This is a genomic window from Comamonas nitrativorans (genome assembly GCF_042654765.1).
Taxonomy (GTDB): domain Bacteria; phylum Pseudomonadota; class Gammaproteobacteria; order Burkholderiales; family Burkholderiaceae_C; genus Comamonas; species Comamonas nitrativorans.
This window is the reverse complement of sequence record NZ_JBHSEW010000003.1, coordinates 224,248-245,848: the sequence shown is the minus strand read 5'-3', so window position 1 is coordinate 245,848 and position 21,601 is coordinate 224,248. Positions and strand designations below refer to the sequence as shown.

Here is a 21,601-nt window from a genome sequence, read left to right as displayed (position 1 = left end):
AGGCCCCGGCTGCGGCCGCGCCAGCGCCCTCTCCACGCCACCAGGGCGGCGCCGCACAGCACGCCCAGCGCAAAGCCCAGGCCTGCGCCGGGATTCCACCATGTCAGCATGTCCATTGCGTCACTCCCGGTTGCGGTGTCGGCGCGGCAGCCAGCGCCAGAACATCCATGCAGAGATAAAACCCAGGCCGCCGATGCCGACAATCCCGGCAGCCAACGTGGCCAGGCTGGTCAATCCGGCCACCAGCAGCGGCCCGCCGCCATTGCCCATATCGATAATCAGGCGCCACAGGCCCAAAAATTGCGTCCGACCCGCCTGGGGGGAAGCATCTGCCCCGATGGTCAGCACGATGCCCGCGCCCATCCCGTTGCCGATACCCAGCGCCACGCCCACGGCCAGCAAGGCGCCAAAGCTGGTGGCGAAGGGCAGCAACACCAGGCTGGCGCCCATGACAAGCATGCTCGGCAGGGCGACGAACCGCCGCCCGCGCTGGTCCATCCATTTGCCTGCGGGGTAGAACAAGGCCATGTCCACCGCACCCATGCAGCCATAGATCAGTGCCGCTGCTGCGGCATCCAGCCCGATATGGCCGGCCCACAAGGGCACGATGACCTGACGCGCCGCCCGGATGGCGGCCACCAGCGCCGTTGCGATACCCAGCGTGAGAAAAACCTGCCGATGCCCGCGCAACATCTGCAGGGCTGTTGGCGGTGCAGCCTCGGGCCGGCCTGTGGCCGCCGAGGGCGGATGGGCCAGCTCCGGCACCTTCCACGCAAGCACGCCGGTGGCTGCCATCACGACCAGCGCGGCCCAGTAACCGCCTGCCAGGCTGCCCGTGCCATGTATGCACAGCGCCCCCAGAAACGGCCCGGCGAACATGCCGATGCGGTGTACCCCGCCCAGCATGGCCATGGCCCGGGCACGCCAGTGTGCCGGGGTGGCTTCCACCAGAAACGCCTGCCGTGCCAGCATGAAAACGGCACGGGCCAGCCCGATCAGCACGACCCCGGTGCCCAGCATCCAGACGCTGTTGGCCTGCAGGCACAACAGCAGGCCAATGAAGACCACGCCTGCGGCACCGATCATGGCGCGGCGCTCGCCAAAGCGCACCGTCAGCCGGGCGGCGGGGACGTTGGCCAGCAGGGAGCCGAGGCCCAGCAGCGCGACGACCAGCCCGGCTACCGCCAGGCTTGCCCCCAGCTGGCGGGCACTCAAGGCCAGAATGGGCAGGATGATGCCTTCGCACAGGCCGAACAGCAGCGATGGCCCGAAAGCGGGAATCGCCAGCTGCCGCCATTGGAAAACCGGGATGGGCGCGTGCATGGGCCAACCGGTTTACAGGCCGCCCAGGGCCAGGTACTTGAGCGTCATGTACTCGTCCAACCCGTGGCGCGAGCCTTCGCGGCCCAGGCCGGAGAGCTTCACGCCGCCAAAGGGCGCCACTTCGGTCGAGATGGCCCCGGTGTTGATGCCGACAATGCCGTATTCCAGCTGGCGTGCAACGCGCCAGACGCGGGCGTGGCTTTGGGTGAAGAAGTAGGCGGCCAGCCCGAAGGGGGTGTCGTTCGCCAGCCGCACGGCCTCGGCCTCGCTCTCGAAGCGCTGCAAGGGGGCGACGGGGCCGAAGATTTCCTCGCGCATCACGGCCATGGCGTCGGTGACGTGGGTCAGCACCGTGGGCTGGTACCACGTCCCGCCCAGGGCATGGCGGGCGCCGCCGGTGGCGATCCGGGCGCCGTGGGCCAGGGCGTCCTGCACCAGCGCCTCGACCTTGTGCAGGGCGGCCTGGTCGATCAGCGGGCCTTGCGCCACGCCGGCATCCATGCCGTTGCCCACGGGCAGGCAGGCCACGGCCTCGGCCAGCTTCTGGGCGAACCGGTCGTACACCCCGGCCTGCACCAGAAAGCGGTTGCTGCACACGCAGGTCTGCCCGGCGTTGCGGTACTTGGAGGCCAGGGCACCGGCGACGGCGGCGTCCACGTCCGCATCGTCAAACACGATGAAGGGCGCGTTGCCGCCCAGCTCCAGCGAGAGCTTTTTCACCGTCCCCGCGCATTGCTGCATCAGCAACTGGCCGACGGGGGTGGAGCCGGTAAAGCTGAGTTTGCGCACCGTCGGGCTGGCCGTCATCACGCCACCGATGGCGCTGGCCTGCCCGGTAATGACGTTCAGCACCCCGGCAGGCACCCCGGCGCGTTCGGCCAGTTCCGCCAGCGCCAGGGCGGACAACGGGGTCTGCTCGGCGGGCTTGACGACGATGGTGCAGCCCGCCGCCAGCGCCGGGGCCACCTTGCGCGTAATCATGGCACTGGGGAAGTTCCACGGCGTGATGGCGGCACAGACGCCGATGGACTCCCGGGTGACGACGATCTGCCGATCCTGGGCGGGCGAGGGGATGACTTCGCCGTAGGCGCGTTTGGCCTCCTCGGCAAACCATTCGATATAGGACGCGGCGTAGGCGATTTCGCCCCTGGCTTCGGCCAGGGGCTTGCCCTGCTCGGCGGTCATGATGGCGGCCAGGTCGTCCTGGTGCGCCAGCATCAGTTCGAACCAGCGACGCAGGATGCGGCTGCGCTGGGCGGCGGTGGTGTCGCGCCAGGGGGCCAGAGCCTGCTCGGCAGCGGCAATGGCGCGTTCGGCTTCCGCCGCACCGCAGCGCGGTACCTGGGCGATGGTCTGGCCCGTGGCCGGGTTGGTGACGGCGATGGTGCTGCCGTCGTCGGCGGCCACCCAGGCACCGTCGAGGTAGCAGGACGGGCGCAGCAGGGAAGGGTCTTGCAGTTGCAGCATGGTCGGCTTTCCGTGTTCGGGGTGAATAAGAACGTGTTCTTCAATACGCCGCGCCCGTTCGGGCCGGGGCGGCGGTTTCGGTCGGCTTGAACCTGCCGGCCAGCGCCACGGCGGCGTTGCGCAGCAGCAGCGTGTCCACGCCCACCAGCAAGAAGCGTGCGCCCAACTGCTGGTAGTGCGCGGCGGTGGCCGGGTCGGCGCTGAACACGCCGGGGGCCTTGCCTGCGGCGGCGATGCGGGCAATGGCGTCTGCCACCGCCGCCTTGACCTCCGGGTGGCCGGGCTGGCCCAGGTGGCCCATGGAGGCGGCCAGGTCGGACGGGCCGATGAACACCGCGTCCACGCCCGGCACTTGCACAATGGCGTCCAGGTGCGCCACGCCGGCGACGGATTCGATCTGCACGATCAGGCACATCTGGGCATCGGCCTGGGCGAAGTAGTCGGCCACGCCGTTCCAGTGCGCGGCACGGGCCATGGCCGTGCCCACGCCCCGGATGCCGTGCGGCGCGTAGCGCATGGCACGCACCAGGGCCTGGGCCTGCGCGGCGCTTTCGACCATGGGCACCATCAGCGTTTGCGCTCCGCCGTCCAGCAGTTGCTTGATGACGGCGGGGTTGTGGTCGGCGGTGCGCACCACCAGCCGTTCGGGGTGCGGGGCCAGGGCCTGCATCTGGGCGATGATGGAGCGCAGGTCGTTGGGGCCGTGTTCGCCGTCGATGAGCAGCCAGTCGAAGCCGCTGCTGCCCAGCAGCTCTGCGCCGTAGCCGTGGCCCAGGCCGACGAACAGGCCGATTTGCGTCTCGCCCCGGGCCAGAGCGTCTTTGAAGGTGTTCAGGGGCATCTGCATGGCGGCATTCCTTAAACAAACCGGCAGGTGATGTTGCCCAGCGGGCCGTAGTCGGCAAAAAAGCTGTCGCCGCGTGATGCCTTGACCGGGCGGGTGAACGAACCGGCCAGGATGATCTGCCCCGGCTCCAGCGCGATGCCGTGCGGCGCGAACTTTTTTGCCAGCCAGGCGATGCCGTTGGCCGGGTGGTTCAGCACCCCGGCGGCCACGCCGGTTTCCTCGATGGTGCTGTTGCGGTAGAGCAGTGCAGCCACCCAGCGCAAGTCCAGCTCCAGCGGTTTGACGGGCCGCCCACCCAGCACCAGGCCGACGTTGGCGGCGTTGTCCGAGATGGTGTCCATCACCTTGCGCGGGCGCCGGGTTTCGGGGTCGATGCGGTGGCAGCGGGCGTCGATGATTTCCAGTGCGGGCGTCACGTAGTCGGTGGCCGACAGCACGTCGAAGATGGTCACGGTGTCGCCCTCCAGCCGGTCTTTCAGGATGAAGGCCAGTTCGACCTCGACCATCGGGTCGATGAAGCGTTCGTGGGGGATTTCCGCCGCGTCGGGGTAGCGCATTTCGTCGAGCAGGGTGCCGAAGTCCGGCTCGTCGATCTGCGAGGACATCTGCATGGCACGCGAGGTCAGGCCGATCTTGTGGCCGATGACTTTCTGCCCCTCGGCCAGCTTGCGCTGCACCCAGGCGTGCTGGATGGCATAGGCGTCGTCGATGGTGATGTCCGGGTGGTCCAGCGAAATCTGGCGCACCGGCTGGCGTGTTTTTTCGGCGTGGTGCAGACGCAGCGCCGCTGCCTGGATGGTGTCTTGGCTGAGCATGGGTGTCAGGCTTCTTTCTTCTTCAGGCGTCTGCGGCCTTTTTGTAGCGGGCGTGCAGGTTGTTCTTCTTCCAGGTGCCGGCTTCGCTGAATTCGCTCAACTCCATCGACAGGGCCAGTCCCCGGCGTTCGAACTCGGCGGCAAAGTGCGTACCGAGCATGGCGAACAGCGCGTCGCAGGCTTGCTGCAGTTGTGCCTGGGTACGGCCCGCGCCGACTTTCAGCGTGGCGTGGACGAAGGCATCGGTCGGCTGGCTGCCGTCGGCCACGCACCAGTCGCGCAGCCAATGCACGCGCGAGCGGATGCCGCCGGTGGGGAACACGCCCCCCTGGGCGATGAGCAACTGGTTGGACTTGCGCAGCAGGCCGGGGATGTCGGTGTCCGGCACGTCCAGGTTGGCGGTGATTTCATAGATCAGATGGGGCATGGGAAATTCTTCTTTTGATAGCTTCTTCCGCTGCTAGACAAAGAATCTCAAAATGAAAATGCTTTGAAATCCTTTTATATAGAGCAGAAGCAGCTTCTATATTTATTGCTGCGTCATACGGGGAAAACCGCGTTGATCTGTCCCGTGCCGGACGAGCCGAAGTAGGGCGTCACCACCTCCACCTTGCCCTGGTAGGCGTCCCAGCCCAGGGTGCCCAGCAGCATGGCGGTGTCGTGCATCATTCCTTCGCCGTGGCATTTGGTGGCGTACTCGGGCAGCATCCCGCAAAACTCTTTCCACTGGCCGCGCTGCCACATGTCCACGACCTGGTGATCGACGTTTTCCAGGAACGGCGTCCAGACCTTGTGCATGAACTCCTCGGCCACGCCGTTCTGCGCAAAGCGGTGCGACAGCGAACCGCTGGCCAGCACGCCGACCGGGCCGTCGAAATCCTTCTCGATGGCCTCGCGCACGGCGCGGCCCAGGGTGACGGAATCCTCCAGGTCGTGCACCGTGCACAGGGCCGAGACGGAAATCACCTTGAAGTGGTTGTCCTCGTTCATGTAGCGCATGGGCACCAGGGTGCCGTATTCGGGTTGCAGGCTGGTGCTGTCGTGCGCCCGGGTGCGCACCCCGGCATCGGTGGCACGTTGGGCAATGGCGTGCCCCAGCGCGGGCACGCCGTCGTACGAGTAAGGCAGGTTCTTGATGAAGTGCGGCAGTTCGTTGGAGGTGTAGACCCCTTCCCAGTGCGGTGCGCAATTGACGTGGTAGCCGGAATTGACCAGCCAGTGCGTGTCGAACACGACGATGGTGCGCACGCCCGCCTCGCGCATACGGCGGCTGATTTCCCTGTGGCCGTCGATGGCGCTTTGGCGGCAGCCCTTGTGCGGCCCGTCCATCTCGGACAGGTACATCGAGGGTACGTGGGTGATTTTTGCGGCAAATGCGAGTTGTCCCATTTCCAGTCTCCTTTGGCGGTCACGCCCTTGGTTGTCAAACACCCCAGCGCGGGATGTGGTGGTTGCCGTAGGACACGGCAATGTTTTTGGCTTCGCAGAACACTTCGTAGCTGTAGTGGTTGCCCTCGCGCCCGGTGCCGGACGCCTTGCTGCCGCCGAAGGGCTGGCGCAGGTCGCGCACGTTCTGGCTGTTGACGAAGGTCATGCCCGATTCGATGGCCTTGGCCAGGCGCAGGGCGCGGCCCGTGTCGTTCGTCCACAGGTAGGAGGACAGGCCGTACTCGGTGTCGTTGGCGATGCGGATGGCGTCCTCCTCGGTCTTGAAGGGAATCAGGACGGGCACGGGGCCGAAGATTTCCTCCTGGGCGATGCGCATCCGGTTGTCCACGTCGGCAAACACCGTGGGCTGTACCCAGAAGCCGTTCTTGAAGCGGTCGTCCACCACCGGCGTACCGCCGCCGAAGACCAGTTTTGCGCCTTCCTGCTGGCCCAGTTCGATGTAGGAATTGACCTTGGCCTGGTGGCCCCTGGAAATCATCGGGCCGATGATGGTGTTCGCGTCCGTCGGATCGCCCACGGTGATCCTGGCCACCCGCGCCACGTAGTCGGCCACGAATTTTTCGTAGATGCTGGCCTGCACCAGGATGCGGCTGCCCGCCGTGCAGCGCTCGCCGTTGTTGGAGAAGATCATGAAGATGGCCGCATCCAGCGCCCGCTCGTAATCCGCGTCGGCAAAGACGATGAAGGGCGACTTGCCGCCCAGCTCCATGCTGAACTTCTTCAGGCCCGCCGCCCGCACGATGCGGTTGCCGGTGGCAGTCGAGCCGGTGAACGAGACGGAGCGCACGTCCGGGTGCGACACCAGCGCCTCGCCCGCCGTGTTGCCAAAGCCATGCACCACGTTGAACACGCCGGGGGGAATGCCCGCCTCCAGCGCCAGCTCGCCCAGGCGGTTGGCGGTCAGGGGCGAGAGTTCCGACATCTTCAGCACCGCCGTGTTGCCGAAGGCCAGGCAGGGCGCGGTCTTCCAGGTGCTGGTCATGAAGGGCACGTTCCACGGCGACACCAGGGCGCACACGCCCACGGGCTGCCACAGGGTGTAGTTCAGGTGGCCGGTGTCGCTGTCGTAGGTCTCGCCGTGCATGTGCTGGATATGCTCGGCAAAGTAGTAGAAGTTGTCGGCGGCACGCGGAATCAGCACGCGCTTGGTCTGGTTCGTCACCTGGCCGGTGTCCGCCGTTTCCATGTCGGCGATTTCGGGCACGTGGGCGGCAATCAGGTCGCCCAGCTTGCGCACCAGCCGGGCGCGTTCCTTGACGGGCGTGGCGGCCCAGCCGGGGAAGGCGGCCTTGGCGGCGGCCACGGCGGCGTTGATCTCGTCCTGGCCGCCGCTGGCGACTTCGGCCAGCACTGCGCCGGTGGCCGGGTTGAGGGTTTCAAACACCTCGGCGCTGGCGACTTTCCGGCCGTTGATGATGTGTTCAATCATGGGGATGCACTCCTGAATCAGGGTTGGAAATAGCGGGCGTCATCGACGATGTGGTTCACCAGGCAGCCAATGCCTTCGATCTCGGTCTCCACCACGTCGCCGGGCCGGGTGTCGGCCAGCCCCTCGGGCGTGCCGGTCAGAATCACGTCGCCGGGGTTCAGCGTCATGAAGGAGGACAGGTAGGCGATCAGCGTGGCGATGTCGAACACCATGTCCGCCGTCGTGCCCTCCTGCGTCGTGCGGCCATTGATGCGGGTGGTCAGCTTCAGCGCCATCGGGTCGGGCACGTCGACGGCGTCCACCAGCCACGGCCCCAGCGGCGTGCAGCCGTCGCGGTTCTTCACGCGCAGGTTGGGGCGGTAGTAGTTCTCCAGGTAGTCGCGGATGGCGTAGTCGTTGGCCACGCTGTAGCCGGCCACCACGCCCAGGGCGTCGGCCTTGGCGACGTGCTTGCAGGTCTGTCCGATGACCACCGCCAGCTCGCACTCGTAGTGCATGTAGGTGGCGTCTGCCGGGCGGCGCGTGCGGGCGCGGTGGCCGACGACGGTGTTCGGGCCTTTGAGGAACACCAGCGGCGCTTCGGGCGCCTGGAAGGCCAGCTCCCGGGCGTGGTCGGCGTAGTTCAGCCCCAGGGCGAACACCGTGCCCACCTGCACCGGGGGGAGCCAGTGGCAATCGGCTTCAAACAGCAGGCGGCCATCGGGCAGGCGTACCCGGCCAGCGTCTGCGGGCGTGACTTCGTGGATGGCGCCGTTGTGGAAAATGCGTCCGCGCTTCATGCCTGGCCTCCTGCGGTGTCTGCGGTAACGGTAAATTCGATCGCCCCCAGACCGGAGCAGCACACGCGCACACGGCTGCCCACGCGGGCCTGCGGGGCCTGGTAGCGCACGCCGACCAGCAGCACGTCGCCGCTGGAAAGCGTCATCCAGTCGCTGATCTCGGCCAGCAGCTGCGCGGGCGGGCGCACCAGGTCGTTCAGACGACGGCTGTCCACCTGCTGACCGTCGATCTCCGTGACCAGGGTCAGCCCGGCCACGTCCGCCAGCGGCTGCACGCCGGACAGCACCAGGGACTGGTCGAAGCATTTCTCACGGATGGCCGGGCGGTAATAGCTGGCGTGCGGCAGGCTCAGATCGGCGGCCAGCACCAGCCCGGCCACGCAGTCCGGCGCATCGGCAGCGCTGACGCGGCTGGCCGTGCGGCCCAGCACCAGGCCGACGGTGGCCCCCACCTCGACGCTGTCCGCCCCTGGGGGCAGCGCAACCTGTGCGCCGCTGGCGGCGTGGGTGTTGACAGGCTTGATATAGAGGGCCGGCGCTTTGGGCGCACCTTGGTAGGGCGCCGCATCGAGCGGGCCGACGGTGTGGAGCGACGCCTCGTCGTTGAGGACGACGCCATAGATGGTGGGTGGGGTCATGGGGCAGGTTCTCCGTGTCATTCGAGGTAGTGCAGCAGGCCCAGGCACAACACCGGGAAGAAAATCAGCAGCACGATGCGGATGAAGTCGGACACCAGGAACGGCACCACGCCGAGGATGGTTTCCTTCATCGGCACGCCCTTGGCCTGTTTGTTGATGATGAAAAGGTTCATGCCGGTGGGTGGGGTCACCAGCCCGATTTCCACGACCATCAGGGCCAGGATGCCGAACCAGATGGATTTGTCCGAGGGCGACAGGCCGAAGAAGTCCAGGCCCATGATCATGGGATAGAAGATCGGAATGGTCAGCAGGATCATGGCCAGCGCATCCATCACGCAGCCCAGCAGCACGAAGGTGATCAGGATGATGGTCAGCACCAGCATCGGGGCCATGCCGCTTTGCTGCACCCAGGTGGCCAGCTCGGTCGGCATTTGCGACAGCGCCAGGCTGGCGTTGAGCAGGTCGGCGCCGATCAGCACCATGAAAATCATGCCGGTGGCACAGGCCGTGCCGTAGATGCTGTCCAGGAAGCCCTTGGTGCGCATCCCGCCCGAAACCAGGGCCAGGATGCCGCAGGCCGCTGCGCCGATGGAGGCTGCCTCGGTCGGGTTGGCCCAGCCGCCATAGATGCCGACGATGACGACGACGAACACCAGCAGCACCGGCAGGATGCTGATCTGTGCCCGGATGACTTCGCCCAGGCCGGCCTTGTCGCCCGCCGGGCCGGACGCCGGGTCGCGCCGCACGATGATGGCGATCACCAGCAGGTAGCCGACGGCGGCGATGATGCCGGGCACCAGCGCCGCGACGAACAGCTTGCCGATGGATTCCTGCGTCAGCACCGCGTAGATGACCAGCGGCACCGACGGCGGAATCAGAATGCCCAGCGTGCCCGACGCCGCCAGGGTGCCGGTGGCCAGGCGGCCCGAGTAGCCGCGCTCCTGCAATTCCGGCAGGGCGACCTGGCCCATGGTGGCCGCCGTCGCCAGCGACGAGCCGCAGATGGCTGCAAACGCCGCGCAGGCCGCCGTCGAGGCCATGGCAATACCGCCGCGCCAGTGCCCGACCAGCGTACCCGCCGCCCGGAACAGCGCCTTGGACAAGCCGCCGTGGGTGGCGAACTGCCCCATCAGGATGAACAGCGGAATCACCGCCAAGTCGTAGTTGGACGCGCGGGCGTAGACGAGGTTGTTCAGGGTGTAGAGCAGACCGCTCAGGTCGCCCCGGTTGGTGACGATGTAAATCCCCGCCCCGGTCATGAACATGGCCATGGCGATGTGGACGCGCCACACCAACAGAGCCAACAGGACGGCAAAGCCGATCAGGCCGATAAGCGTGCCACTCATGCCGTCACTCCTTCAACCGCAGACGCGGCCCAATACACGCAGGTGCGATAGAGGGCGCACAGCACCACCATCGCCAGACTGGGCAGCAGCAGGGCCACGGGAATCCACAGCGGCAGGCCCACCAAAATGGTGGTTTCCTGGGTTTCGCGCAGTTCCAGCACCGCCAGGGCCGTGCGCCAGACCAGCGCTGCGCAGGCCAGGGCCAGCAGCAGTTCGGCCAGGCCGTCGAGGCGGCGGCGCATCCCGGAGCGCATGTTTTCGGTGAAGAACTCCACCTTGATGTGTTCGCCCTTGAGAGTGCAGTGCGGCAGGAAGGCGGCGGCGGCCACCGCCGTGCCTGCCTGCATCAGCTCGATGTCGCCATTGACCGAGCCGAAGCCCAGCTTGCGCCCGACGATGGACACCAGCGACATGGCGATCAGGACGATGAACAGCAACCCGCCCGTTATCGCCATGGCCTTGCCGGCCAGAATCAGGTAATGCCCTACCTGCTCGCAGGCGTGCAGCCCGCGCGGTTGTTGGCCCATAGGATCACTCATGTCGCTCTCCTCTGTTGCTTCTCTGCGGGGGTTTATTCGTTGGTGCCGGCCAGGGCGCGGGCGGCGGTCAGCAGCTTGTTGCCGTCCAAGCCTCTTTCACCAGACTGCTTGATCCATTCGGCATCCACCGTTGCCGTGGCCTTGCGCAAGGTGGCGACCTCGGCAGCCGTCAGCGTGGTGATCTTTCCGCCCTCGGCGGCAACGCGCCTGCGCGTCTCGGCGGCCTCGCCGTCAAACACCTCGCCAAAGCGTGTAGCCATCGTCTCGCCGGTGGTCTGGTCGATCAGCGCCTTCAGGTCGGCGGGCAGGCTGTCGTATTTGCGCTTGTTCATCAGCACCATCAGCACGGTGGCCGTGGGGTAGGCGGCCCCGGCTTCGGGTTGCAGGTGGAACTTGGTCACTTCCGACAGCTTGGTCGGCAGCACCAGTTCCCAGGAACCCAGGGAACCATCGACCACGCCCTTGGCAATGGCTTCCGTCACCTGCGCGGGCGGCATGGCCACAGGCGCACCGCCCAGGGCCTGCAAGGTCTTGGCGCCCAGGCGGGTGGAAGTACGCAGCTTCAGTCCGGCGAAGTCCTTGAGCGCAGCCACGGGCTTGCTGGACGTGTGGACGGCCTGGCCGCCGTCGGTATGGAAGGCCAGCACCTTGTAGGCCGAAAACTCCTGCTGCGCGTGCTGCTGGTAGTACTGCCACAGTGCCCTGGAGCTGGAGGTCGCGTCCTGCACGGTGAAAGGCAGCTCGAACGCCTCGATGGCCGGGAAACGTCCGGCGGAGTAGCCCGGTGCCGTCCAGACCACGTCGGCCACGCCGTTCTTCACCTGATCGGCGAGCTGCGCAGGGGTGCCGCCCAACTGCATGGCCGGAAAGAACTGGCACTGGATGCGGCCATGGGAAGCCTTGCCCAGTTCCTCGCACCAGGGTTGCAGCACCTTCTGCTGCGCAGGCGCGACCGAGGGCAGGAAGTGCGCGATTTTTAGCGTCACGGCATCCTGCGCCACAGCGGGCAGGGCGGTTGCGGCGGACAGGGTGCCGATCAGGAACAGTTGGCGGGCATTCATGGTGTGTCTCCTTGCTGTGGAAGCGGGGCTGCTTCAATCATTAATATATTAGTGAAATGATTAAATCACTAATATGCTTGTGAATCAATGGAGCTTCCCTGGAATCTCGGGAAATCCCTAGGAAAAATCCCGCTTCTGCCTCATTTGTGCCTTGTTGCAGCGACTGCTTGATCCCAGGGAAGCCAAGTTCAATCACCCAGCGTTGGCGATACATTCCAGCCCGTGTGCGGTGGACTATGAAAAACATTTCGGGGAAAAGCCATCGGAGACGCTGCGGCGTAATAGGGTTGAGCCGGAACCGCGCCACAAGAGCGCGGCATCCACTCACAATCGGTGCCCTCGACTCGCCCAGGGACAAAAAAAGACATGACCCAACAATTCACCTACCGCAACCTGCCGCAGTTGTTTTTACAGGCGCGTGAGGAGCTGCTGCGGCACTTTCGCCCCATCCTGACGCATTACGGCATTACCGAACAGCAGTGGCGCATCCTGCGCACGATCAGCGAGCACGACCAGCTTGAGCCCCGCGAGATTTGCGAGCTTTGCCAGATCCTGAGTCCGAGCATGTCCGGGGTATTGGCCCGCATGGAAGACCTGGGCCTGGTCACGCGCACCCGCATGGATGAAGACCAGCGGCGCATGTTGGTACGCCTGACAGCGCAATCGGAAAAGCTGATTGCCGAAATCGCGCCGCTGATCGCCCAGCAATACCAATGGATCGAAGAAGCCTATGGCAAGGACTTGATTGCGGACATGTACGTCGCCATGGACCGCTTCTTCTCCCGGCAGCGCCCGGCCGTTGCGCAGGTGCCGCTGGGTGGACGCAAAAAATCCCGCGCCCCCGCCGTGCGGAAAAAGCCGAAGCCCATGTGAAAACCGATGGGCCTTGTACGATCACAGCGTCTTTTCACTGCAAGGTTTGTTGCTATGCCGTTGAACCACCCCATTACCGCCGAATGGCCCGCCCGAAACCCCGATGTGTTGCAGCTGTATTCCCTGCCTACGCCCAACGGCGTGAAAGTGTCGATTGCGCTGGAAGAAATGGCGCTGCCCTACGAGGCGCACACCATCAGTTTCGAGCACAACGACCAGTTTCATCCCGCCTTTCTGGCGCTGAATCCGAACAACAAAATCCCCGCCATCCTCGACCCGCACGGCCCGGGCGGAAAACCGCTGGCGTTGTTTGAATCGGGCGCCATCCTGATCTATCTGGCGGAAAAAACCGGCCAATTCCTGCCCCGTGACCCGGCGCAGCGCTATGCCACCCTGCAATGGCTGATGTGGCAGATGGGCGGCGTCGGCCCGATGTTCGGGCAGCTCGGCTTCTTCCATAAATTTGCCGGCAAGGATTTCGAGGACAAACGCCCGCGCGACCGCTACGTGAACGAAGCCAAACGCCTGCTGGGCGTGCTGGACCGGCACCTGAGCGATCGGCCCTGGATGGTGGGCGAGGACTACACCATTGCCGACATGGCCGTTTTCCCCTGGGTGCGCAATCTGATCGGTTTTTACGATGCCGGGGAGCTGGTCGGCTGGGGCGACTTCCCGAATGTCGCGCGTTCGCTCGATACTTTTACCGCACGGCCTGCGGTACAGCGGGGGCTGGAGATACCGCCGCGGGGATAAGGCAAGGCACCGGTTAACGGGCGAGCCAACGCGCCAGCCAGCCTTGTTTCTGCCCCTGCGGCTCCGGCTCGGGCAACAGGCTGTCGCCGTTGACGCGAAGGCCGTCCGTTTGCTGGGCGCGGGTTCGCCGCAAATATTTTTTCACCGTTTCGGCATAAGCCCGGTCCTCCGTGCGGATATGACCAAGCAGCCAGCGCGAGAGCCCCTTGTGCAGCTCCCCGACGACATCCTCGCCCGCAGCAAAGCGTTCCTGGATGGTGGTAATGCGCCGGGTAAACAGCTCGTGAATTTTCTTGTGCGGTCCGGCAAAACTGTAACCGACCTGTTCCAGCAAACTTTCTTCAAACGCAAAATGCGATTCGATGTACTGCGCCGTATCGGCAATCGCCTCGGCCTGTTTTTGCCGGTTTTTCGAGGTGCGCAGCGTACCCAAGACGTTGATATAAGTGACGATGCGGCGGTGCTGGAGGTCGATTTCCTTGATACCGGTATCCAGATCTGCAGACCAGACGATACGATCCATAAAAAATTTTGTATATCGGTAATAAATAATCCAACAAATATACCTATCGACATAAGCTACAGAAAGTTTCTTTGCATTGCCTGACGCAAATCACCTTTACTTACAAGCTGTGTCGGCGAGGCAATACTTCAAAAAATCATGGGATTGGCAATTCCATGCCCATACCCTCCGGAATATCCGGGGGAACTCAAAAAGGCGTGCCCCTCCCTGTGCCGCGTACAGGAATAAACAGCTCGGCGGGGCCATTTCAGCAATAGTGCATTGCGCCGGCAGCTACTGGCAAAACAAGCGTCTGTCCACAGCTACCGGACATCCGTAATCGGGAGCCGCCTGGGCTTCCTTTCGCCAAAGGCCTGTCTCATGAGCATTCCTTCCCCCATCCTGCGCCGCCTGCCGCTGGGCGCCCAGTGGCCGTGCATCGACCCTTTTCTGTTCTGCGCCCACCACAACGATGCCTATCCGGCAGGCAATGGGGCATTCGGCCCGGCGGCGTCGCTGGCCGGGCGCAATCTGGGCAGCGATTTCAGCGGCAAGGACGGCTGGAGCATGTACCACGGGCAGGAAGTGCCGGGCTTTCCCGTCCACCCCCACCGGGGCTTTGAAACCATCACTCTGGTACGCCAGGGCATGCTCGACCATGCCGACTCCCTGGGTGCGATGGCCCGCTTCGGCGGCGGCGACGTGCAGTGGATGACGGCCGGCAGCGGCGTGCAGCACACCGAGATGTTCCCGCTGCTGCACACCGACCGGCCCAACCCGTTGCAGTTGTTCCAGATCTGGCTCAACCTGCCCGCCCGCCACAAGATGGAACCGGCCCACTTCACCATGTACTGGAACGAAACCATCCCCCGCTTGCAGCACAGCGATGACGCTGGCCATGCCACCACCGTCACCGTGGTGGCCGGGCCGCTGCCGGGGGCCGATGCGCCCTTGCCGCCGCCCCCGGCCTCCTGGGCCGCACAGGCGGACAGCGACGTCGCCGTCTGGCTGATAAGCCTGGCCCCCGGCGCACGCTGGACATTGCCGTCCGCTGTAAAAAAAGAAGCTGGTCGCATGCTTTATTGGTACGTCGGCAATGGTTTAAGTCTTGAAAACGAGCAGATACCAGCGCATACAGCTATGCAATTGGATCCATCCCGCGCCATTGCGCTGCACAACAGCGGCACCGAAACCGCCGAGCTGGTGCTGCTGCAAGGCCGGCCCATTGCCGAGCCGGTGGCCCGCTACGGTCCCTTCGTCATGAATACCGAAGCCGAAATCCACCAGGCCATCAGCGACTACCGCCGCACCCAGTTCGGCGGCTGGCCCTGGGCTGAAAGTGCCCCGGTACACGGCGCCCAGCCGCGCCGCTTTGCCCGCAGGCCGGGGCAGACGCAGGACGAGCTGCCGCCTGCGGCCTGAAGCGGCGGCAGCCTGCCGGCAAGGCGGCCATCAGCGACAATGGCCGCCTTGTTTTTCTCTCTCTAGCGCTGAAGCCGTATGTCCATCACCCAAGACTCCGCCGTCACCCTGCACTACACCGTGCATGAACTGCTGCCCAATGGCAGCGCCCTGAAACTGCTGGACAAAGGCCACATGGCCTACCTGCACGGCGGCTATGAAAATGTTTTTCCGAAAGTGGAAGCCGCCCTGGCCGGGAAAAATGCCGGCGACAGCGTGCAGGTAGAGCTGGCGGTGGAAGAGGCCTTCGGCCCCATCGACGACAGCCTCAAGCGCACCATCCCCAAGGGCGAATTTCCCCCCGGCGTGAAAGTCGGCGGCCAACTGCGCGGCACCAACGACCAGGGCGAGCCGCAGGTCTACAACGTGGTCAAGATCAAAGGCCCGGTGGTGCTGCTGGACGGCAACCACCCGCTGGCCGGCAAGGCGTTGCGCTTCCAGGCCACCGTGACCGAAGTGCGCCCGGCCACCACCGAAGAAATCGCCCACCGCCATGTGCATGGCGGGCATGGGCACCACCATTGAGTTTTTAACAGCCACTGCCCTTTGTAACCACATAAAAAATAGCTTCTACCGATTGAAAACAAAGGATTTCAGCGTGTTTTCGATCTGAAATCCTTTATTTATCAGCGGTAGAAGCTATTTTTTTATAACAATCGCTCATGGCAATCCGGGCAATCGCTCTTGCTCCTGCTCCCAGCGCACATCGGCATACACCGCTGCCAGCGGCAAGGCCAGATCCACGCTATTCAGGTGGATGGTTTGCCCCCCTTCCAGCGGGTAGAGCAGCCAGCGCTCCCCCTCACTGGCTGCCGCCTGCGTGTCGCGCCGGAACAGCTCCACGCGCTGGCGCTCGGCATCAATCAGCAGATACTCCTGCAAGCTGGGCAAGCTGCGGTAAGCCGCAAATTTTTCCCCCCGGTCATACGCGCTGGTGCTGGGCGACAGCACTTCCACAATCAAGCTGGGCGCCGTTTTGAATTGGCGGTGCGCCTGATCGGCCTGTGCGCAGGTGACGAACACATCGGGGTAAAAATACGCATTGGCGGCATCCACCCGCAATTTCATGTCCGAGATAAACACCGAACACGGGCCGCCGCGCAAGTGGGTGCGCAGGGCCATAAAAACGTTGCCCGCAATCGTGACATGCGCCTCCGAAGCGCCCGCCATCGCAAACACTTCGCCATTCAGGTATTCATGCTTTTCGGGTTGCTCCTCCTCCCAGGCCAGATAGGCGTCGGGGCTGAACAACGGCTCTTGGCAGGCGGGCAGACTCATGGCAAATTCCTTGGGCAATAGCGGGACATTGGTAGGGCAAGGATAGGCGAAAAAAGCAAATTGCCCGCAGGGGCGCGAAGTCGCGCCCCTGCCCCCCGATGCAGAGCGTATCCATCAGAGCGCAGCACCAATACCCCCCCAGCCGCATCCCATCTGACTCGCCGTGGCTGTCCGAGCGCAGCGCCCAAAGGGCGCGAAGCGAGTTCCACGGCGGGTATTCAAGCTGCGCAGCACGCCTTCTTTGCCTCCTTTCTTGCGCGTGCAAGAAAGGAGGTCGCCCGCCGGGGCGAGTCCCGGCCAGCGGCACTCAAATAAAAAATACAGTAATTATATTTACAGTGATGCCCGCGTAGGCAGGCATGGCATATAAGGGCTATTATGCATTTAAAAATAACCGTATGTTTGTAGAAATAAAAAACCCTTTCGATAAAGAAAGGGTTTTTAAAGTAAGTATTATTAGCGATTAACGGCAGTTTGCAGGTAGCCAGCTGGCTTTTGCCGTGCCTGTTGCGGCACCGGTACATACCCATTCGGTAATTGTGAAACCAGGAGCAGACAAGCGACAAAAGCGGCTGCGCTGGGGCATCCGGTGGCGCAGGCGCAGCTGGAGCGGTTGCGTCGGGTATGACGGGCTAGGGGGTAATCTTCTCCAGGCAATACCCCAGGCCCCGCACCGTGGCGATACGGATGGGGCCTTTTTCTATTTTCTTGCGCAGGCGGTGGATGTAGACCTCGATGGCGTTGTTGCTCACTTCCTCGCCCCATTCGCACAGGCGCTCGACCAGTTGTTCCTTGCTCACCAGCCGCCCGGCGCGTTGCAGCAGCACTTCCAGCAGGCCCAGCTCGCGGGCGGAGAGTTCGACCATCTTGCCGTCGATGGTGGCCACGCGCCCGGCCTGGTCGTAGGTCAGCGGGCCGTGCTTGATGGTGCTGCTGGGGCTGCCCATGCCCCGGCGCGTGAGTGCCCGTACCCGTGCTTCCAGTTCCTGCAGGCTGAAGGGTTTGGCCATGTAGTCGTCCGCGCCCAGGTCCAGCCCTTTGACGCGCTCCTCGATGGCGTCGGCGGCGGTCAGGATCAGCACCGGCAGGCTGTCGCCCCGGCCACGCAGGCGGCGCAGCACTTCCAGGCCGTGGACGCGCGGCAGGCCCAGATCCAGGATCAGCAGATCGAAATGATTGTGCGTCAGCAAGGCGGTGTCGGCTTCGGCGCCATTGGCGACGTGATCGACCACGGCGCCGGAGTTTCTCAAGCTGCGCAACAGGCCGTCGGCCAGCACCTGGTCATCTTCTGCAATCAAAATGCGCATACTTATTGTCTCCTTACAAAAAACCGCGGGCGCAAGTGTAGGGGGCAAGCGGCGCCGCAGGGAATTGGGTCGGGCGGAAAAATGGGGCCAAGCGTAGAAGTTTTGCGTCGTGTCAGCCACCAAAGTGACAAACTTGGTAAAAACCCGGATTCGTTTTTCTGGACTCTGCCCAGCAGACGCGCCCGGGTTTTGACGACTTGCTGCGGTGGACGGCCCTACAATGAAGGGTTCCGTACCTGCACTTTGGCAAGCGTTGGCCTAAATCCTTGGTTTTTCAGGCGTTCAGGTCAGGCTCTCCGGGCCGTTTTTCCCCTTTTCTGTGGAGTTTTTCTCGTGTTCATTTCCTCTGCTTTTGCCCAAACCACCTCGGCTGCCGGTGGCGACATGATGAGCCAGCTGAGCAGCATGCTGCCCCTGGTACTGATGTTCGTTGCGCTGTACTTCATCATGATCCGCCCGCAGATGAAACGCCAGAAGGAACACCGCGCCATGGTCGAGGCCCTGGCCAAGGGCGATGAAGTGGCAACGGCCGGCGGCCTGCTGGGCCGTGTCGTGGATCTGGACGAGCAAAATCTGTTCGTTGAAATTGCCAGCGGCGTCAAGGTGCAGCTGCAGCGCCAGGCTGTCACCCAAGTTCTGCCCAAAGGCTCCTTGAAATAACTCTGGCTGCAGGGGCGCTGTCCTGCAGCGCACTGCAGGTCTTGACCCTTTTGCGCCACCATGAACCGTTACCCGCTTTGGAAGTACGCTATCTTAGGGATAGCGTTGCTCATCGGGGTGATTTTCACCCTGCCTAATTTTTTTGGCGAGGCGCCTGCCGTGCAGGTTTCGTCCGCCAAAGCCACCGTCAAAATCGATCTGACCACCTTGAAGCAGGTGGAAACGGCCTTGCAGGCTGCGGGCGTACCGCCCGACACCCTGGGCCTGGAAGGCGCTTCCGTGCGGGCACGTTTCACCACGCCCGACGAGCAGCTCAAGGCCAAGGACGTCATTGAAAAAGCGCTCATCGCCGACCCCGCCGACCCGATGTATATCGTGGCGCTGAACCTGGTGCCGCGCACCCCCGCCTGGCTTTCGGCGCTGGGAGCGCAGCCCATGTACCTGGGGCTGGACTTGCGCGGCGGCGTGCATTTCATGCTGCAGGTGGACATGGAGGCGGCGCTGACGAAGAAGGCCGAGTCGCTGGCCGGCGACCTGCGCACCATGCTGCGCGACAAGGGCATTCGCCATGGCGGTATCAACCGGGATGGACAAACGGTGGAAATCCGTTTGCGCAGCGATGCCGACATTACCGCCACGCGCAACCTGATTGCCGACCAGTTGCCCGATCTGCAGGCCGAGGTGCTGGGCAGCGGCAGCGACCAGCGCATCCGCGCCAGCATCAAGCCTGAAGCCCTGCGCAAGGTGCAGGAGCAGGCGCTGAAACAGAACATCACCACCCTGCACAACCGGATCAACGAGCTGGGCGTGGCCGAGCCGGTGATCCAGCAGCAGGGGCTGGACCGCATCGTCGTGCAGCTGCCCGGCGTGCAGGACACGGCCAAGGCCAAGGACATCCTGGGCCGCACCGCCACGCTGGAGCTGCGCATGGTGGACGAGTCCACCGAAGGCCGTGCCGCCGAAATGGGCACCGGGCCGGTGCCGTTTGGCGCGGAGCGCTACCTGGATCGCAACGGCCAGGCCGTGATCGTGAAAAAGCAGGTCATCCTGACCGGCGAGAACCTGACCGATGCCCAGCCCGGCTTCGACAGCCAGACGCAGGAGCCGACCGTGAACCTGACACTGGATGCCAAGGGCGCCCGGGTGTTCAAGGACATTACGCGCGAGAGCATCGGCAAGCGCATGGCGATCATCCTGTTTGAAAAGGGCAAGGGCGAAGTCGTCACGGCGCCGGTGATCCGCAGCGAAATCGGCGGGGGCCGGGTGCAGATCTCGGGCCGCATGACCACCATGGAAGCCAACGACACTTCGCTGCTGCTGCGGGCCGGTTCGCTGGCCGCGCCGATGGAAATCATCGAGGAATACACCATCGGCCCCAGCCTGGGCGCCGACAACATCCAGCGCGGTATCGACTCCGTGGTCTGGGGCATGGTGGCCATCGCCGTCTTCATGTGCGTGTACTACATGCTGTTCGGCGTGTTCTCGACCATCGCCCTGGGGGTGAACCTGCTGCTGCTGATGGCCGTTTTGTCCATGCTACAAGCCACGCTGACGCTGCCCGGCATTGCCGCCATGGCGCTGGCGCTGGGTGTGGCCATCGACTCGAACGTGCTGATCAACGAACGCATTCGCGAGGAGCTGCGCGGCGGCATGTCGCCGCAGGCGGCCATCCACGCCGGTTACGACCGCGCCTGGGCGACGATTCTGGACTCCAACCTGACCACGCTCATCGTCGGCTTGGCGCTGCTGGCCTTCGGCTCGGGCGTGGTGCGCGGCTTTGCCGTGGTGCATTGCATCGGCATTGCGACCAGCATGTTCTCGGCCGTGTTCTTCTCGCGCGGGCTGGTGAACCTGTGGTACGGCGGGCGCAAGAAGCTCAAGGGCCTGGCCATCGGCCAGGTCTGGAAGCCCGAGGGCGAGGCCACAGAAACGCCGACAGCCTCTGCTGCTGCGGCCATTGTTTCCACGCCCCTGGCCGACCCGGGCCGCCCGCCCGTGGCTGAAACCCGATAAAGGAGGATGACATGGAGTTCTTCCGCATCCGCAAAGACATTCCCTTCATGAAATACGCGTTGATCTTCAACGTGATTTCGATCATTACCTTCGTCCTGGCCGTGTTCTTCCTGACCACGCGCGGACTGCACCTGTCGGTGGAGTTCACGGGTGGCACCGTCATGGAAGTGACCTATGCCCAGGCGGCCGATTTGCCCAAGGTGCGCGAGTCGGTGAACGGCCTGGGCTACAAGGACGTGGTGGTGCAGAACTTCGGCACCTCGCGCGACGTGATGATCCGCCTGCCCGTGCAAAAGGGCGTGACCTCGGCCCAGCAAAGCGAGCAGGTGCTGCAAACCCTCAAGGCGCAGGATGACAGCGTCACCCTGCGCCGCACCGAGTTCGTCGGCCCCCAGGTGGGCGAGGAGCTGATGACCAACGGCATCCTGGCCCTGGTCGTGGTGCTGGTGGGCATCATCGTGTACCTGGCCTTCCGGTTTGAATGGAAGTTCGGCGTGGCGGCAGCGTTCGCCAACTTCCACGACGTGGTCATCATCCTGGGCTTTTTCGCCTTCTTCCAGTGGGAATTTTCGCTCTCGGTGCTGGCGGGGGTGCTGGCCGTGCTGGGCTATTCGGTAAACGAATCGGTGGTGGTGTTCGACCGTATCCGCGAGAAATTCCGCAAGACCCGCGCCATCAGCACGCCGGACGTGATCAACCACGCCATCACCTCGACCATGAGCCGCACCATCATCACCCACGCCTCGACCGAGGCCGTGGTGCTGGCGATGTTCTTCTTCGGCGGCCCCAGCCTGCACTACTTTGCGCTGGCGCTGACCATCGGCATTCTGTTCGGCATTTATTCCTCGGTCTTCGTGGGTTCGGCCATCGTCATGTGGCTGGGCGTCAAGCGCGAGGATTTGGTCAAAGCCACCAGGAAAGACCACGATCCGAACGACCCCAACGCGGGGGCGGTGGTGTAATCGCCATCTATCAAAAAAAGAGCTGCTACCGCAGGTATTTAAAAGGTTTTAGGTATAAAAAAGCCTGAAACTCAGTAAATACCAGCGGTAGCAGCTATT

General features: G+C 64.0%; 22 protein-coding genes. 7 read left to right on the top strand and 15 right to left on the bottom strand.

The annotated features are described in order from the left end of the window. Positions 1 to 120: 120 nt before the first annotated feature. The 12 genes from ACFO3A_RS05475 to ACFO3A_RS05420 all read right to left on the bottom strand — a co-directional run bounded on the left by ACFO3A_RS05475 (position 121) and on the right by ACFO3A_RS05420 (position 11,693). Complete coding sequence (locus tag ACFO3A_RS05475; RefSeq protein WP_377724680.1) at positions 121 to 1,323, bottom strand: MFS transporter; 1,203 nt, start codon at positions 1,321 to 1,323, stop codon at positions 121 to 123. A gap of 12 nt (positions 1,324 to 1,335) precedes the next feature. Next, complete coding sequence (locus ACFO3A_RS05470; protein WP_377724679.1) at positions 1,336 to 2,790, bottom strand: NAD-dependent succinate-semialdehyde dehydrogenase; 1,455 nt, start codon at positions 2,788 to 2,790, stop codon at positions 1,336 to 1,338. A 40-nt stretch (positions 2,791 to 2,830) separates the two neighbouring features. Next, the gene (locus ACFO3A_RS05465; protein ID WP_377724678.1) at positions 2,831 to 3,637 is read right to left on the bottom strand and encodes an aldolase/citrate lyase family protein; all 807 of its coding nucleotides are present in this window, start codon (positions 3,635 to 3,637) and stop codon (positions 2,831 to 2,833) included. 11 nt (positions 3,638 to 3,648) lie between these two features. Further along, on the bottom strand, positions 3,649 to 4,452 hold the full coding sequence (gene hpaH, locus ACFO3A_RS05460) for a 2-oxo-hept-4-ene-1,7-dioate hydratase (protein WP_377724676.1): 804 nt from the start codon (positions 4,450 to 4,452) through the stop codon (positions 3,649 to 3,651). Positions 4,453 to 4,474: 22 nt separating this feature from the next. Beyond that, positions 4,475 to 4,879, bottom strand: a complete 405-nt coding sequence (locus tag ACFO3A_RS05455; protein ID WP_377724675.1) for a 5-carboxymethyl-2-hydroxymuconate Delta-isomerase — start codon at positions 4,877 to 4,879, stop codon at positions 4,475 to 4,477. Positions 4,880 to 4,992: 113 nt separating this feature from the next. Next, positions 4,993 to 5,841: a 3,4-dihydroxyphenylacetate 2,3-dioxygenase gene (hpaD, locus tag ACFO3A_RS05450; RefSeq protein ID WP_377724673.1), complete on the bottom strand. Its 849-nt coding sequence runs from the start codon at positions 5,839 to 5,841 to the stop codon at positions 4,993 to 4,995. Between the two features lie 34 nt (positions 5,842 to 5,875). Continuing rightward, positions 5,876 to 7,330: a 5-carboxymethyl-2-hydroxymuconate semialdehyde dehydrogenase gene (gene hpaE, locus ACFO3A_RS05445; protein WP_377724672.1), complete on the bottom strand. Its 1,455-nt coding sequence runs from the start codon at positions 7,328 to 7,330 to the stop codon at positions 5,876 to 5,878. Positions 7,331 to 7,347: 17 nt separating this feature from the next. Further along, entirely contained in the window at positions 7,348 to 8,109 is a 762-nt protein-coding gene (locus tag ACFO3A_RS05440) for a fumarylacetoacetate hydrolase family protein (RefSeq protein ID WP_377724670.1), read from the bottom strand. Continuing rightward, complete coding sequence (locus ACFO3A_RS05435) at positions 8,106 to 8,747, bottom strand: fumarylacetoacetate hydrolase family protein (protein WP_377724668.1); 642 nt, start codon at positions 8,745 to 8,747, stop codon at positions 8,106 to 8,108. Before ACFO3A_RS05435 ends, ACFO3A_RS05440 begins: the two co-directional genes overlap by 4 nt. A gap of 17 nt (positions 8,748 to 8,764) precedes the next feature. After that, complete coding sequence (locus ACFO3A_RS05430; protein ID WP_377724667.1) at positions 8,765 to 10,093, bottom strand: TRAP transporter large permease; 1,329 nt, start codon at positions 10,091 to 10,093, stop codon at positions 8,765 to 8,767. Continuing rightward, a complete protein-coding gene (locus tag ACFO3A_RS05425) occupies positions 10,090 to 10,632 on the bottom strand; it encodes a TRAP transporter small permease (RefSeq protein WP_377724665.1) in 543 nt (180 codons plus the stop codon). Before ACFO3A_RS05425 ends, ACFO3A_RS05430 begins: the two co-directional genes overlap by 4 nt. Before the next feature lie 32 nt (positions 10,633 to 10,664). After that, positions 10,665 to 11,693, bottom strand: coding sequence for a TRAP transporter substrate-binding protein (locus tag ACFO3A_RS05420; RefSeq protein ID WP_377724663.1), 1,029 nt, complete (start codon positions 11,691 to 11,693; stop codon positions 10,665 to 10,667). 366 nt (positions 11,694 to 12,059) lie between these two features. On the opposite strand from ACFO3A_RS05420, the gene hpaR reads away from it, so the two are divergent. Beyond that, entirely contained in the window at positions 12,060 to 12,566 is a 507-nt protein-coding gene (hpaR, locus tag ACFO3A_RS05415; RefSeq protein ID WP_377724661.1) for a homoprotocatechuate degradation operon regulator HpaR, read from the top strand. A 54-nt stretch (positions 12,567 to 12,620) separates the two neighbouring features. Next, the gene (locus ACFO3A_RS05410) at positions 12,621 to 13,319 is read left to right on the top strand and encodes a glutathione S-transferase N-terminal domain-containing protein (protein ID WP_377724659.1); all 699 of its coding nucleotides are present in this window, start codon (positions 12,621 to 12,623) and stop codon (positions 13,317 to 13,319) included. A gap of 13 nt (positions 13,320 to 13,332) precedes the next feature. Here ACFO3A_RS05410 and ACFO3A_RS05405 read toward each other — a convergent pair whose 3' ends face one another. Further along, positions 13,333 to 13,842 carry a bacteriohemerythrin gene (locus tag ACFO3A_RS05405; RefSeq protein ID WP_377724657.1) on the bottom strand — a complete coding sequence of 170 codons (510 nt, stop codon included), beginning with the start codon at positions 13,840 to 13,842 and terminating at the stop codon, positions 13,333 to 13,335. A 360-nt stretch (positions 13,843 to 14,202) separates the two neighbouring features. Here ACFO3A_RS05405 and ACFO3A_RS05400 point away from each other — a divergent pair, with 360 nt between their 5' ends. After that, positions 14,203 to 15,243 (top strand): pirin family protein, encoded by a 1,041-nt coding sequence (locus ACFO3A_RS05400; protein WP_377724655.1) that lies wholly within the window; start codon positions 14,203 to 14,205, stop codon positions 15,241 to 15,243. 78 nt (positions 15,244 to 15,321) lie between these two features. Next, the gene (locus tag ACFO3A_RS05395) at positions 15,322 to 15,807 is read left to right on the top strand and encodes an FKBP-type peptidyl-prolyl cis-trans isomerase (RefSeq protein WP_377724654.1); all 486 of its coding nucleotides are present in this window, start codon (positions 15,322 to 15,324) and stop codon (positions 15,805 to 15,807) included. 135 nt (positions 15,808 to 15,942) lie between these two features. Here the strand turns inward: ACFO3A_RS05395 and ACFO3A_RS05390 are convergent, their stop codons facing one another. Then, the gene (locus ACFO3A_RS05390; RefSeq protein ID WP_377724652.1) at positions 15,943 to 16,560 is read right to left on the bottom strand and encodes a Uma2 family endonuclease; all 618 of its coding nucleotides are present in this window, start codon (positions 16,558 to 16,560) and stop codon (positions 15,943 to 15,945) included. 632 nt (positions 16,561 to 17,192) lie between these two features. Continuing rightward, positions 17,193 to 17,867, bottom strand: coding sequence for a response regulator (locus tag ACFO3A_RS05385; protein ID WP_377724650.1), 675 nt, complete (start codon positions 17,865 to 17,867; stop codon positions 17,193 to 17,195). Positions 17,868 to 18,200: 333 nt separating this feature from the next. On the opposite strand from ACFO3A_RS05385, the gene yajC reads away from it, so the two are divergent. Genes yajC through secF form a run of 3 tightly spaced genes read left to right on the top strand, consistent with a single transcriptional unit; the run spans position 18,201 to position 21,502 of the window. After that, on the top strand, positions 18,201 to 18,527 hold the full coding sequence (gene yajC, locus ACFO3A_RS05380) for a preprotein translocase subunit YajC (RefSeq protein WP_377724648.1): 327 nt from the start codon (positions 18,201 to 18,203) through the stop codon (positions 18,525 to 18,527). Between the two features lie 60 nt (positions 18,528 to 18,587). Continuing rightward, on the top strand, positions 18,588 to 20,540 hold the full coding sequence (secD, locus tag ACFO3A_RS05375; RefSeq protein ID WP_377724646.1) for a protein translocase subunit SecD: 1,953 nt from the start codon (positions 18,588 to 18,590) through the stop codon (positions 20,538 to 20,540). 11 nt (positions 20,541 to 20,551) lie between these two features. Then, a complete protein-coding gene (gene secF / locus ACFO3A_RS05370; protein WP_377724644.1) occupies positions 20,552 to 21,502 on the top strand; it encodes a protein translocase subunit SecF in 951 nt (316 codons plus the stop codon). Positions 21,503 to 21,601 lie beyond the last annotated feature (99 nt).